The sequence below is a fragment of the Comamonas sp. 26 genome (assembly GCF_002754475.1).
GTDB lineage: Bacteria > Pseudomonadota > Gammaproteobacteria > Burkholderiales > Burkholderiaceae_C > Comamonas.
Genome location: NZ_PEFL01000002.1, coordinates 233,898 through 247,563, shown reverse-complemented (window position 1 = coordinate 247,563; position 13,666 = coordinate 233,898). Strand labels below are relative to the sequence as shown.

Genomic DNA, 13,666 nt, shown 5'->3' with positions numbered 1-13,666 from the left:
CTCGACTGCACAAGCCCGCACAGCTCATGCCTTGCGGGCTTTGTTGTTTCTGCCCGGGGCTTTGGTCGTGCTTTCCCTAGGCCGGGCAGCTGCAGAGGCTTTGCACACTGCTGGGTATGAGTGCCCGTTACCACGCCCCTGCCGTTGCCTATGACTTTGCCCGCCCGGCTTGGGCAGGGTGGGCGTTGCTGCTGGTCTGGCTGGCATTGCTGGCGGCCATGCTGGTCTGGTGTTTTCAGCCGCAGGCTGGGTGGGGTAGGGAGTTGACCGCATTGATGGCTTTGCTTGCACTGCTGCTGGCCGCAGGCTTGCTGCGCAGCCAGTGGCAACGCTGGCCGCAAGGAAAGCTGCTGTGGAATGGCGAGCAGTGGTCCATCGAGTCCGAGACGCTGCCAGTGGCTGAGTCACAGCCCGTGCAGCTTCGCATAGGGCTGGATGGCGGCAGCTGGCTGTGGATGTGCGTTTCAGATGTTTTGGTGTTCAAGCCTATGAGCAGCAAGCGCAAGGTGCTATGGATTTTTATAAGCCAGCAGCACAGCCCTGTGCAATGGGGAGACTTGCGGCGTGCGGTATATTCATCGGTCGTGCCGCTGGCAGAGCAGGGTTAGGCCCTTGCCGGTTATGGCAGCACGCCGCTTGGCACTTAATGACACCTCCCGATTTCCCCACACCTTCTGCAGACAGCGATCTGGCTCTCGTTGAACGAGCCAATGCTGGCGACACGAGGGCATTTGAACTGCTGGTCATCAAATATCAGCGCCGCATCGAGCGACTGGTGGGGCGTATGGTCCGGGATGTGGACCTGGTGCCTGATATTGCGCAGGAAACCTTTATCCGTGCCTACAAGGCCTTGCACCAGTTTCGGGGCGAGGCACAGTTCTACACCTGGCTGTACCGCATTGCCGTCAATACCGCCAAGAAGTCCTTGATGGAAATGCGCCGTTCGCCAGTGATCTCCGAGAGCGCGTTACACACTGGTAGTGACGATGATGAAACTTCTGTTCACAGACAGGAACTAATCACTCAGGAAACCCCGGAAACCGTGCTGGCGGCGCAAGAAATTGCACAAGCCGTCAATGCCGCCATGGATGCTTTGCCCGAGGATTTACGCCAGGCAGTTACGCTGCGCGAGATTGAAGGGCTAAGCTACGAGGAAATCGCCCAGGCGATGGACTGCCCCATTGGTACGGTGCGCTCGCGCATCTTTCGGGCTCGTGAGGCGATTTCGGCAAGGGTCAAGCCCCTGCTGGAGCGCCAAGGTGGAAAGCGTTGGTAGTACATGCAAGATGAGCAGGTGAACTTCATGAATGACGATCTGATCAAGCGCGAGCAGCTCTCGGCCCTGGTGGATGGCGAAGCCTCTTCGTCCCATATGCAGGTTGTGCTTTCTTTTGCGGAAAGCGACGAAGGCCAGCAATCCTGGGGCATGTACCACCTGATTGGCGATGTGCTGCGTTCCCCTGAGTTGGCCCACCACAGTCAGCATGACATTCTGAGCAGCGTGCGCGCCCATATGGCGAGCGAGCCGATGAGAGTGGTTCAGGGCATTCAACTGTCAGGCGTGACCGCTGATGGCCGGGAGCAAGTCACCACTGCCGAGCAGCAAGGCAAGGCGCAGACCAAGGTGGTCAGCCTGCCTGCGCGCCAGGCGGCCAATGCCTCGGTATTTCGCTGGAAGATGGCGGCGGGCTTTGCCTCCGTCGCTGCGGTTGCTGCTGTGGGCTGGGGCGTGATGCTGGCAGCCTCTGGTGGCTTGAGCGGCCGTCAAGGCGATGCGCAACTAGCGGCAGCTAGCCCGAATGTGGTGCTCGCCTCCACAGCCCCCGTCGCTTCAAATGGCTTGATGTCGGTCACTTCGGCAGAGCCGGGCGTGGCCACTGCTCTGGATGCTGAAGCGCAGTCCTCAACAGCAGTCGCGGTTGCTGGCCCCAATGGCCAGACCGTAATGCTGCGCGATTCGCGGCTGGATGAGCTGCTGGCCGCCCACCCCCAGTACAGTAGTGCCCCCAATCTGCAGATGCCGGCCAGTTTTTTGCGCAACGCCAGCTTTGCGACGGCAACACGCCATTGATATGGAATAAGTGAGCTTGATTTAAAGCCTTTTTGGCTTCAAGCTCAAGCAGGATATGCGTAAGCGGCTATTGATTTTGTGCGGCTTGCCTGTAACGATGGAATATTCCATAGCGACCTTCATGCAGCTAGGCGTTTGTTGCGGCTGATGGCTTTTGCTACAAAGAGTGTTTGAATGGCACTCTTTGGCTTTTTTCATGGGTCTGAGTCTTTGGTTTCAGGCCCGGTTTGTCAGACGACTTGAACAAGGATAACAACGATGCGCACACCAGCATGGATGACGCTCAAATCCCGTGTTTCTGCCACCGCACTGGCCAGCGCCCTGACAGTGGCCGCTGCTGCAGGCGCGGCCTTTTTGCCCGTCACTGCAGTGCATGCGCAAAGCGCTGCAGCGGTGCGAGGCCTGCCGGACTTCACGGATCTGGTCGATCAGGTCGGCCCTTCGGTCGTCAACATTCGTACCCTTGAGAAAGTCTCCAACAACGCAGGCGAAGCGCTGGGCATGGATGAAGACATGTTGGAGTTTTTCCGCCGCTTTGGCCTGCCTGTGCCCAAAGTGCCTGGTGGGCGCACTCCCAAGGGCGGACAGTCTGAAGAAGAGCAGCCTCGAGGCGTAGGCTCGGGCTTTGTGCTCACGGCCGATGGCTATGTGATGACCAACGCCCATGTGGTTGAAGGCGCTGACGACGTTATCGTCACGCTGACCGATAAGCGCGAGTTCAAGGCAAAAATCGTGGGCTCAGACAAGCGCACCGATGTGGCTGTGGTCAAGATCGACGCCAAAAACCTGCCCGCCGTGAAGATTGGCGACGTGAGCAAGCTGCGCGTGGGTGAATGGGTCATGGCCATCGGCTCACCCTTTGGGCTGGAGAACTCGGTCACGGCTGGCATTGTCTCGGCCAAGCAGCGTGATACGGGTGACTATCTGCCCTTTATCCAGACTGACGTAGCGATTAATCCCGGTAACTCGGGCGGCCCGCTTATCAATATGCGTGGCGAGGTGGTGGGCATCAATAGCCAGATTTACTCACGCTCCGGCGGTTTCATGGGCATCAGCTTTGCGATTCCCGTGGATGAGGCCATTCGTGTCAGCGAGCAGTTGCGAACCACCGGCAAAGTGACACGTGGTCGTATTGGCGTGCAGATTGGCCCTGTGACCAAGGAGGTGGCTGAGTCCATTGGCCTTGGCAAGCCCGAAGGCGCACTGGTGTCGGCGGTTGAGCCTGACTCCCCATCTGCCAAGGCAGGCGTCGAGCCCGGTGACGTGATTACCAAGTTCGACGGTAAGGCCATCGAAAAGGTGTCCGACCTGCCGCGCATGGTGGGTAATACCAAGCCCGGCACCAAGAGCACGATTACCGTGCTGCGCCGTGGCAAGCTCAAGGAGTTGAGCATGGTGATTGCCGAAGTGCCCTCTGACGAAGCGGTCAAGACCAAGGCTGGCAGCGGCGGCAGCAGCAAGACTCCCCAAAGCGTGCTGGAGAATAAATCTCTGGGCCTGACCTTGAGTGAGCTGACGGCCGCGCAGAAGAAGGAACTCTCCGTCAAGGGAGGTGTGCGCGTGACGGCTGCGGTCGATGCTGCTGCCCGTGCAGGCCTGCGCGAAGGCGATGTAATCCTGCAACTGGCCAATGCCGAAGTGTCTGACCTCAAGAGCTTTGAGGCGGCCTGGGCCAAGGCGGACAAGTCCAAGCCCGTGAATGTGCTGGTGCGCCGAGGTGACTGGGCGCAGTACGTGCTGATTCGCCCCTCTAAATAAGGTCACCCAAAAGCAGCAGGTCTGGCTGCCATTTCATGATCTGGAATGACCGCAAGACCTGCACCTGCAAGTGCCCCTATGCCATTGGGTAGAATCCATCCCAAATGCATGGTGGTTGGACGCAAAAAACTACGCTGATAAGCGGTTTTCAAGCGGTGCAAAAGCCCTTGCAATCTCCGGCTGCTAAAAGGTGATCGGCGTTTTCGGGTTTGTGAATAAGTAGTTGATCAATGAAGTCGAAAATCACGAACCGGAAATTGTCAAGCCTTGCTGGGTCTTGGTTTGGGGCCAGTTTTGCCTACAATGAAGTCCCAACTATCGCAGTTGCCAGAGATTGTTGGTTAAGGGCGCGCCGCTGAGGGACGCGCCCTTTTTTCTTGCGTCTGCCAACCACCTTTTTTCAATTCAAGCTGTCTTTCTCGTTGATGAATCACATCCGTAATTTCTCCATCATTGCGCACATTGACCATGGCAAGTCCACGCTGGCGGACCGCCTGATCCAGCGCTGCGGCGGTCTCGCAGACCGCGATATGGAAGCCCAGGTGCTGGACTCGATGGACATCGAGAAAGAGCGCGGCATCACCATCAAGGCGCAGACCGCAGCCCTGCAGTACAAGGCCAAGGACGGTAACGTCTACAACCTGAACCTGATCGACACCCCCGGTCACGTGGACTTCTCGTATGAAGTCTCGCGCTCGCTGTCCGCCTGCGAAGGCGGTCTGCTGGTGGTCGATGCCTCGCAAGGCGTGGAAGCCCAGACCGTGGCCAACTGCTACACCGCACTTGATCTGGGTGTGGAAGTGTTTGCCGTGTTGAACAAGATGGATCTGCCCAATGCTGATCCAGACAACGCCAAGGCCGAGATCGAAGACGTGATCGGCATTGATGCGACGGATGCCATTCCTTGCTCGGCAAAGACCGGCATGGGCATCGACGAAATTCTGGAAGCCATTGTGGCCAAGGTGCCTGCCCCCAAGGGTAACCCTGATGCTCCGCTGCGCGCCATGATTGTGGACAGCTGGTTTGACCCCTATGTGGGCGTTGTGATGCTGGTGCGCGTGGTTGATGGTCAGCTCAAGAAGGGCGAGCGCTTCAAGATGATGGCTACAGGCGCAGCCTATGAAGCCAACAACATCGGTGTGTTCACCCCTGCTACCCAGCCGCGCGATGCGCTCAGGGCTGGTGAAGTGGGCTACATCATTGCAGGCATCAAGGAGCTGAAGGCCGCTAAAGTGGGCGATACCGTCACTCTGGAAAAAAAGCTGCCGAACAACCTGGGTCCAGCCGAGAAGGCCTTGCCTGGCTTCAAGGAAGTCAAGCCTCAGGTGTTCGCGGGTCTGTACCCCACCGAAGCCTCTGAATACGACCAGTTGCGCGATGCACTGGAAAAGCTGCAGCTCAATGATGCTGCGCTGCAATACGAGCCCGAAGTCTCGCAGGCGCTGGGCTTTGGCTTCCGTTGCGGCTTCCTGGGTCTGCTGCACATGGAAATCGTGCAGGAACGTCTAGAGCGCGAGTTCGATCAGGACCTGATCACCACCGCCCCCAGTGTGGTGTATGAAGTGGTCAAGGCCGATGGTGAAGTCATTCAGGTGGAGAACCCATCCAAGATGCCCGACCAAGGCCGTATGGAGGAAATCCGCGAGCCCATCGTGACCGTGCATCTGTACATGCCGCAAGATTATGTGGGCCCGGTAATGACGCTGGCTAACCAGAAGCGCGGTATCCAGAAGAATATGGCCTATCACGGCCGTCAGGTCATGCTGACCTATGAAATGCCTCTGGGTGAAATCGTGCTGGACTTCTTTGACAAGCTCAAATCGGTCTCGCGTGGTTATGCCTCCATGGACTATGAGTTCCTGGAGTACCGTGCCTCTGATGTGGTCAAGGTCGACATTTTGCTCAACAGCGAAAAGGTAGATGCGCTGTCCATCATCGTTCACCGCTCGCAGGCCACTTTCCGTGGTCGTGCCGTGGTGGCCAAGATGCGTGAAATTATCAGCCGCCAGATGTTTGACGTGGCCATTCAGGCTGCCATTGGCGCCAACATCATTGCGCGTGAAACCGTCAAGGCCATGCGCAAGAACGTGCTGGCCAAGTGCTACGGCGGCGACGTCTCGCGTAAGCGCAAACTGCTGGAAAAGCAGAAGGCCGGTAAGAAACGCATGAAGCAAATTGGTTCGGTCGAAGTGCCGCAAGAAGCCTTCTTGGCCATTTTGCAAGTGGAGGATTGATGCAAGTCATTCAGTGGATCACGGCTGCCATCCTGGCGGCGTTTGTAGGCTACATCGCTGCCTGGTACACGGGTTCCATCGAAGGCAACTTCGCACTACTGCTGTTTCTGGCAACGGTGGTGACTGGCGTGTACTGGCTGGCCGAGCGTTTTTACTTCTGGCCCAAGCGCCGCGCTGCTGCTGTTGCGCTGGAGCAGGCTGTGATTGAGCGCCGTGCCGAGCTCGATCGCATGGGCATCGCCAAGACGGATATTGAAGTCTCGGAAGAGGCCAAGGGCCGCATCTTGATGCAACCCTGGTGGCTGGACTGGACGGCAGGCCTGTTCCCGGTGATTGCCATCGTGTTCGTACTGCGCTCGTTCTTGTTCGAGCCCTTCAAGATCCCTTCGGGCTCCATGATCCCGACGTTGATGGTGGGTGACTTGATCCTGGTGAATAAGTTCACCTACGGTGTACGTCTGCCTGTTATCAACAAGAAAATCACCGAAGGCAACAAGCCTCAGCGCGGCGATGTGATGGTGTTCCGCTACCCACCCCAGCCTACGCTCGATTACATCAAGCGTGTGGTGGGCGTGCCCGGTGATGAGGTGGCTTATATCAACAAGCGCCTGACCATCAATGGCCAGGAACTGCCCACCCGCGAGCTGCCAGATTTTCTGGATCGTGATGTGATGCGTTACTTCAAGCAGTTTGAAGAGACCCTGGGTGAGAAGCCGCACAACATCATCGTCAACAACGATGTGCCCGGTTTCATTCAAGGTACAAGCGATTTCGTCTTTAAGGAAAACTGCCGCTACAGCGTGGAGGGTGTGACCTGCAAAGTACCTGAAGGCCATTACTTCATGATGGGCGACAACCGCGATAACTCGCTGGATTCTCGTTACTGGGGCTTTGTGCCGGACAAGAACATCGTGGGCAAGGCGTTCTTTGTCTGGATGAACTTTGGCGATTTGGGCCGTATTGGCCGCTTTCACTAAGCTCCAGCTCTGTTTCGACAATTTTCTGGGATGAGCGGGTCGATACATTCCCGCCTAAAGAGGAGAAAAGAATGAAGAATCTGGCATTGCGTTCGCGTCAGCGTGGCCTGTCCTTTATCGGTCTGGTGTTTCTCGTGGCCATCATCGTCTCGGTGGTGGCAATTGGCGCACAATCGGTGCCCGTCTTCCTCGAGTATCAGGCCATCACCAAGGCAGCTAACAAGGCCGCCGCTGAAGGCAATACCGTGGCGGAAGTCAAAGCCGCATTTGATCGCTCAGCAGCCATTGATGATTTCAAGTCCGTCACGGGCAACGACTTGAATGTGACCAAGGTCAACGACAAGATCGTGGTGGGCTTTGAATATTCCCGTGAAATTCCTCTGGCAGGCCCCGCCTTCCTTGTTTACCGTTTCAAGAAATAGTCTTTTCAGGTGGAACCTGCTCTAGTCGCACTGCAGCAAAGGCTGCAACACCAATTTTCCAATCTGGCCCTGCTGCAGCGTGCGGTAACGCACCGCAGCTTTTCGGCTGACAACAACGAACGTCTGGAGTTTCTGGGCGACTCGGTGCTCAGTCTCGCCATCTCCAGCTTGCTGTATGCCAAGCTGGCATCCATGCCCGAAGGCGATCTCTCGCGCGTTCGGGCCAATCTCGTCAAAGAAGGCACGCTGCACAAAATTGCGCTGCAGCTGCAATTGCCCGGGCTGTTGCGCTTGGGTGAGGGCGAATCCAAGTCGGGTGGTAAGCAGCGCCCCTCCATCCTGGCGGATGCCGTGGAAGCGCTGATTGGCGCTGTCTATCTGGATGCTGGATTTTCCGCTGGCGAGAAAGTCGTCCACCACCTTTTTGAGGGTGTGGACATCAACCCCCACATGCGTGCGGCTGAAAAAGACCCTAAGACCGCACTGCAAGAGTTGTTGCAAGGCAAGCGCATGAAGCTGCCGCAATACGATGTGGTGGAAATCAGTGGCGCGGCGCACAAGCAGACCTTTAAGGTCGAGTGCACCATTGCCGAATGGAATATCAAAGCCCAGGGGACGGGAATATCCCGCCGTATGGGCGAGCAGGCAGCAGCTGCTGCCGTGCTGGACCAATTGAAAGCCAAAAATCCATGACCGATGCTGCTAAGAAAAAGATAGCAGGCACCGTAGGTGCATCGAACGCTAAGCCTTTGAAAGGGCCTAAGGCTGTTTCTACCGATATCAGCGACCCTAGCCTGGACTACATCAGCGAAATGCTGGCGGCAGCCAAGCCCGGCAGCGCTCCTACTGTGATGCGCGAGGAAGAGTCGGCTGAGCCTGCTCGCGTTTACGCGCCTGAAGAGCAGCGCTGCGGCCTGATCGCTATTGTGGGCAAGCCCAACGTGGGCAAATCCACTCTGATGAACGCGCTGGTCGGCCAGAAGGTCTCGATTACCTCGCGCAAGGCGCAGACTACGCGCCACCGCATTACCGGTATCCGCACCAAGGACGATACGCAGTTCGTTTTTGTGGATACGCCCGGTTTTCAGACCAAGCACTCCACCGCCCTCAACAAGTCGCTGAACAAGACGGTGTTGGGCGCGATTGGTGATGTGGACCTGATCTTGTTCGTGGTCGAAGCTGGTAGCTTTACCCCGGCGGATGCCAAGGTGCTGAGCCTGTTCAAGCCCGGCATTCCCACGCTGCTGATTGCCAACAAGCTGGACACCGTGGGCCGTCGCCATGAAGTTGCGCCTTGGCTCAAGGACATGCAGGAGCGCCATCCTTTTGCTGAGTTCGTGCCCATGTCGGCTAAGAACAAAAAAGATGTCGAACGTATGTTCGGTATCTGCTCCAAGTACCTGCCACAGCAGGAATGGTTCTACGGCGAAGACGAGCTGACCGACCGCAGCGAGAAGTTCCTGGCTTCTGAAACCCTGCGCGAAAAACTGTTCCGCTTTACCGGCGACGAGCTGCCTTACACCTCTACGGTCGTCATCGACAAGTTCGAGGAAGAGCCCAGTCCCAAGTTTGGCCGCTTTATGCGCATCGCCGCCACCATTGTGGTTGAGCGTGACGGCCACAAGGCCATGGTGATTGGTCAGGGTGGCGAGCGCCTCAAGCGTATCTCTACCGAAACCCGCCAAGATCTGGAAAAGATTCTGGACGCGAAGGTATTCCTGGAAGTCTGGGTCAAGGTCAAGTCTGGCTGGGCGGATGATGAGGCCCGTGTCAAATCCTTCGGCTATGAGTGATTGCCTTGCGGCTCGGTGAATATTGCGCTGCAAGCTATCATTTCCGAACCAAGGCCTCTGCTGAGGCCTTTTCTTTTTTCTGAAGCACTCCGTGGCAGCCAAACGCGTCAGCGACGAACCCGCATACATACTGCACCAGTACGACTGGAGCGAATCCAGCCTGATTCTGGAGGTGTTCACGCGCCATCGCGGGCGCGTGGCGCTGGCGGCCAAGGGCGTCAAGCGCCACACCTCCAACTTTCGCCCCGTGCTGCTGCCGCTGCAGCCGCTGAAGCTGAACTACACGCTGGGTGCGGAGGGCAATGCCGAAATTCACTCGCTCAAAGGCGCGGAATGGGTGGGCGGTCATGTCATGCCGCAAGGCGATGCGCTGTGGTCTGGCATGTATCTCAACGAGCTGCTGCTGCGCCTGCTGGCGCGCGACGACCCATATGCGGCGCTGTTTGATATTTACGCTGGCGTGGTGCGCGTGCTGGCCGGTCAGCATGGCGGCACCACCGATGCCATAGAGCCGGTGCTGCGTGCCTTTGAATTGGTGCTGCTGCGCGAGCTGGGCCATCTGCCTGATCTGACGCAGGAAAGCGCCACGCTCAGCCAAGTCAAGACTGCTTTGCGCTACACGCTGGTGGCTGATGGCGGGCTGCGCCAGGCCTCTGAATTCGAGCGCGCGGCGCTTACCGGCATACAGTGGCAGAGCATAGAGCTGGCGCTGCAGACCGATCAGCCCTTTCCCAGCACCCTCAAGGCGCTGGCTGAGCCCGAAGTGGCTCAGGCCCTGAAACCGCAATTGCGCAATCTTCTGCAATACCATTGCGGCTCGACAATGCTGCGCACCCGCCAGCTGATGATGGATTTGCAATCGCTATGAACCACTCTGCCTCTCCGCGCACCGCGCTTTCGGTCAATGTCAACAAGGTGGCGCTGCTGCGCAATACCCGCCATCTGGGTATTCCGTCGGTCACTCGCGCGGCGCAAATCTGTCTGGAAGCCGGGGCGCAGGGCATTACCATCCATCCCCGTCCTGACGAACGCCATATCCGCGCGCAAGATGTGTTTGATCTGCAGGAGCTGCTCAAGAACTGGCCCCAGGCCGAGTTCAACATTGAGGGCAACCCCACGCAGAACCTGATGGATTTCATCCGTCAGACGCGTCCGCATCAGGCCACTTTTGTGCCTGACAGCGAAGAGCAGTTCACCAGCGACCATGGCTGGACCTTTCCGCAGGATGCCGAGCGTTTGAAGCCCCTGATCGCCGAATGCAAGGCACTGGGCGTGCGCGTTAGCCTGTTCATGGACCCTGTCCCCGAACAAATGGCGGCTGCCAAGGCCGTGGGTGCCGACCGCGTGGAGCTGTATACCGAGCCTTTTGCCGCTAACTGGGGCCAGGCTGACCAAGAGCTGCAACTGCAAACCTACGCCACGGCCGCTCAGGCCGCGCTGGATGCGGGGCTGGGCATCAACGCCGGTCACGATCTGAATCGCGACAACCTGGCCGCATTTGTGGCGCGCGTGCCGGGCCTGGCTGAAGTGTCGATTGGTCACGCCCTGATTGCCGATGCGCTGGAGCTGGGTTATGCCGAAACCGTAAAGGCCTATCAGGCCTGCATTGACGTGGGTATGGCGGCCAAGTAATCCTGAAACCATAGCTGCCAGCGCTTGATGAATAAGCGCTTGAGCCATTTTTGGCTCATAAGGAGTAAAGCATGATCTACGGCATAGGTACGGACATCTGCGACGTGCGCCGCATTCGCGAGAGTCTGGAAAAGCATGGCGAGCGCTTTGCCAAAAAGATTCTGGCTGATGGTGAGCTGGCGACCTGGAAGGCCCGCAGTGAGCGCTGGCCCGAGCGCGGCATTCGCTATATGGCCACACGCTTTTCGGCCAAAGAAGCGTTTAGCAAGGCGATTGGTATGGGCATGGTCATGCCCATGACCTGGCGGCATTGCGAGGTCATCAAACTGCCCAGCGGCCAGCCTGCCATTCGCCTGCATGGCGCACTCAAAGAGTGGTTTGAAAAAAACAATCTGACCGTGCACCTGTCGGTCACGGATGAAAGTGACTACGCAGCCAGTTTCTGCGTGGTCGAAAAAATGTCTCCCCCCTGAGCCGCTTTGCGGCTGTCCTCTCAAGGGGACAGCCACCTTTGCTGCGGGGCGGCCCTTGCTGGTGGCCTCTGGTTCTGACCAGGGAAGTCTTTAAGTTCACTTTGTTAGAAGTATTCATGAGCATGCACGCCCCTCTCATCATCGATATTGCAGGTACCTCCCTCACCGATGTAGACCGCGCCCGTCTGGCCCACCCGCTGGTGGGCGGCATCATCCTCTTCAAGCGCAACTGGGAAGACCGCAGCGCGCTGGTCCAGCTGTGCGCTGACATCAAGGCCGTCAAGCCTGACTTGTTGATCAGCGTGGACCACGAAGGCGGTCGCGTGCAGCGCTTTCGTACCGATGGCTTTACCCACATTCCGCCCATGCGCGCCTTTGGCGAGATGTGGATGGATGACGGCAAGGGCAAAAAACACCGCGAAGGCAGCGGCGCCATGCGCGCCATGAATGCCGCCACGGCTGCGGGTTATGTGCTGGGTACGGAGTTGCGCGCCTGCGGCGTGGACTTCAGCTTCACGCCCGTGCTGGACCTGGACTATGGCGAATCTTCGGTCATCGGCGACCGCAGCTTTCACCGCGACCCGCGCGTGGTGGCAGCCCTGGCCAAGAGCTTGATGCACGGCCTGCTGCAGGCGGGCATGGGCAATTGTGGCAAGCATTTCCCCGGCCACGGTTTTGTGAAAGCCGATTCGCATGTCGATATCCCTGTCGACAAACGCGGCCTGAGCGCCATTCTCGATGAAGATGCGGCCCCATACCCGTGGCTGAGCAGCGTGCTGACTGCGGTGATGCCTGCTCATGTCATCTACCCCAAGGTGGACAAGCGCCCCGCAGGCTTTAGCGAGAAATGGCTCAAAGACATTCTGCGCAGCCGCCTGCGCTATGACGGTGCCATCTTCAGCGATGACCTGAGCATGGAGGGTGCGCGCCGTATCAATGGTGAGCTGATTAGCTTTACCGATGCCGCGCTGGCCGCGCTGAATGCAGGTTGCGATATGGTGCTGCTGTGCAACCAGAGCCTTGGCTTTGGCGAGCATGTGGATGAATTGCTGGACGGCATGGATGGCGCGCTGCGTGATGGCCGCTGGCTGCCCGACGAAGACAGCGAATCGCGCCGCCTATCGCTGTTACCCGATACCGAACCTCAGACATGGGACGACTTGATGCGTCAGCCTGCTTATCTGGATGCGTTGAATCAGCTGCCCTGATTCACGATCAACAGGCCCGCCCCGACATCCGCTGCAAGCTTAGGTTTGCAGCGGATTTTTTTATGTCCGCACATGCGATGTGTGGCTGAGTCTTATGTCTTATATCTAATAGTAAACCCTATGTTTTTGCTGAGATAAAAGACCACGACCGGCAGGCAGTTGTGCTAGCAGTAAGAAGCAGCTAATTGCTTGGGTAACTATTATTGAAGTATGGAGAAGCTTCATCGCGGAGGCTTTTTCTGGGTGTGCATGCACACTTTTAACGGGGGCTATGCCCCTTTTTTGCATGCACGCCTCATCGCATTTCACAGGGCCACCAGTCCTGAACGAGCGCATCCCAGTGAATGGCTGGCATGTCGATCTCGCTGTTTACACGATGTAGGAATCAACAATGTCTAACTCTTCCCCACCCAGTCGCAGATCGTTTCTGATGGCCTCCGGTGCTGGCGCCGGCGTGGCGCTGACCGGTGTTGCCGTGACGTTTCATGCCAACTCCAAGGAAGTGCCTGTTCAGCTGGACAAGTACAAGCCTGAGTACCTCAACCCCGAGGAATGGACGTTTGTGATGGCAGCCACGGCCCGCCTGATCCCTTCGGAAGGTGATGGCCCTGGTGCTATCGAAGCCCATGTGCCCGTGTTCATCGACCGTCAGTTGCAGGGCTACTACGGCAATGCCGAGATCTGGTACATGGAAGGCCCGCACGACCCAGCCGCCACGCCCGATCGCGGCTGGCAGTCGCCGCTGAACCCTGCGCAGCTTTACCGCAAGGCGATTCCTGCTTTCAATGCTGTGTGCAAAGAGCGCTTTGGCAAGGAGTTCAAGGCTCTGGACCCCAAACAGCAAGACGAAGCCCTGACCGCACTGCAAAAGGGCGAGATCAAGCTGGACCCTGAGCTGAGCTTTTTCTTCACAACGCTGCTGGCCAACACCAAGGAAGGCTACTTTGCCGACCCTGTGCACGGCGGCAACCATGGCATGAAGTCCTGGAAGTACATCGGCTTCCCCGGCGCACGTGCCAGCTACGCCGAATGGGTGGATCAGCACAACGTGAAGTACCCCCTGGGCCCTGTATCCATCAAAGGCGAGAGAGCATAACC

The 13,666-nt window shown here is 57.9% G+C and carries 14 protein-coding genes; all 14 read left to right on the top strand.

What is annotated here, in order from left to right; translation table 11 throughout:
* The first annotated feature begins 116 nt into the window (after positions 1 to 116).
* Positions 117 to 608, top strand: a complete 492-nt coding sequence (locus CLU84_RS15720) for a hypothetical protein (protein WP_099738237.1) — start codon at positions 117 to 119, stop codon at positions 606 to 608.
* Between the two features lie 38 nt (positions 609 to 646).
* A complete protein-coding gene (gene rpoE, locus CLU84_RS15715) occupies positions 647 to 1,276 on the top strand; it encodes an RNA polymerase sigma factor RpoE (protein WP_099738236.1) in 630 nt (209 codons plus the stop codon).
* Positions 1,277 to 1,303: 27 nt separating this feature from the next.
* A complete protein-coding gene (locus CLU84_RS15710) occupies positions 1,304 to 2,071 on the top strand; it encodes a sigma-E factor negative regulatory protein (RefSeq protein ID WP_099739058.1) in 768 nt (255 codons plus the stop codon).
* Positions 2,072 to 2,329: 258 nt separating this feature from the next.
* Positions 2,330 to 3,829: a DegQ family serine endoprotease gene (locus tag CLU84_RS15705; RefSeq protein ID WP_099738235.1), complete on the top strand. Its 1,500-nt coding sequence runs from the start codon at positions 2,330 to 2,332 to the stop codon at positions 3,827 to 3,829.
* Positions 3,830 to 4,254: 425 nt separating this feature from the next.
* Entirely contained in the window at positions 4,255 to 6,063 is a 1,809-nt protein-coding gene (gene lepA, locus CLU84_RS15700; protein WP_099739056.1) for a translation elongation factor 4, read from the top strand.
* Positions 6,063 to 7,040: a signal peptidase I gene (gene lepB, locus CLU84_RS15695; RefSeq protein WP_099738234.1), complete on the top strand. Its 978-nt coding sequence runs from the start codon at positions 6,063 to 6,065 to the stop codon at positions 7,038 to 7,040. The genes lepA and lepB overlap by 1 nt, the downstream gene beginning before the upstream one ends.
* A gap of 71 nt (positions 7,041 to 7,111) precedes the next feature.
* Positions 7,112 to 7,462 (top strand): DUF4845 domain-containing protein, encoded by a 351-nt coding sequence (locus tag CLU84_RS15690; protein WP_099738233.1) that lies wholly within the window; start codon positions 7,112 to 7,114, stop codon positions 7,460 to 7,462.
* Between the two features lie 9 nt (positions 7,463 to 7,471).
* On the top strand, positions 7,472 to 8,155 hold the full coding sequence (rnc, locus tag CLU84_RS15685; RefSeq protein ID WP_099738232.1) for a ribonuclease III: 684 nt from the start codon (positions 7,472 to 7,474) through the stop codon (positions 8,153 to 8,155).
* Between the two features lie 158 nt (positions 8,156 to 8,313).
* Entirely contained in the window at positions 8,314 to 9,255 is a 942-nt protein-coding gene (gene era / locus CLU84_RS15680; protein ID WP_233210282.1) for a GTPase Era, read from the top strand.
* Positions 9,256 to 9,346: 91 nt separating this feature from the next.
* Positions 9,347 to 10,123 carry a DNA repair protein RecO gene (recO, locus tag CLU84_RS15675; RefSeq protein WP_099738230.1) on the top strand — a complete coding sequence of 259 codons (777 nt, stop codon included), beginning with the start codon at positions 9,347 to 9,349 and terminating at the stop codon, positions 10,121 to 10,123.
* A complete protein-coding gene (locus CLU84_RS15670) occupies positions 10,120 to 10,887 on the top strand; it encodes a pyridoxine 5'-phosphate synthase (protein WP_099738229.1) in 768 nt (255 codons plus the stop codon). Before recO ends, CLU84_RS15670 begins: the two co-directional genes overlap by 4 nt.
* Positions 10,888 to 10,958: 71 nt before the next feature.
* Positions 10,959 to 11,360, top strand: a complete 402-nt coding sequence (gene acpS, locus CLU84_RS15665) for a holo-ACP synthase (RefSeq protein WP_099738228.1) — start codon at positions 10,959 to 10,961, stop codon at positions 11,358 to 11,360.
* Positions 11,361 to 11,476: 116 nt separating this feature from the next.
* Positions 11,477 to 12,568 (top strand): beta-N-acetylhexosaminidase, encoded by a 1,092-nt coding sequence (gene nagZ, locus CLU84_RS15660; RefSeq protein WP_099738227.1) that lies wholly within the window; start codon positions 11,477 to 11,479, stop codon positions 12,566 to 12,568.
* 391 nt (positions 12,569 to 12,959) lie between these two features.
* Positions 12,960 to 13,664: a gluconate 2-dehydrogenase subunit 3 family protein gene (locus CLU84_RS15655; RefSeq protein WP_099738226.1), complete on the top strand. Its 705-nt coding sequence runs from the start codon at positions 12,960 to 12,962 to the stop codon at positions 13,662 to 13,664.
* The last annotated feature ends 2 nt before the right edge of the window (positions 13,665 to 13,666 follow it).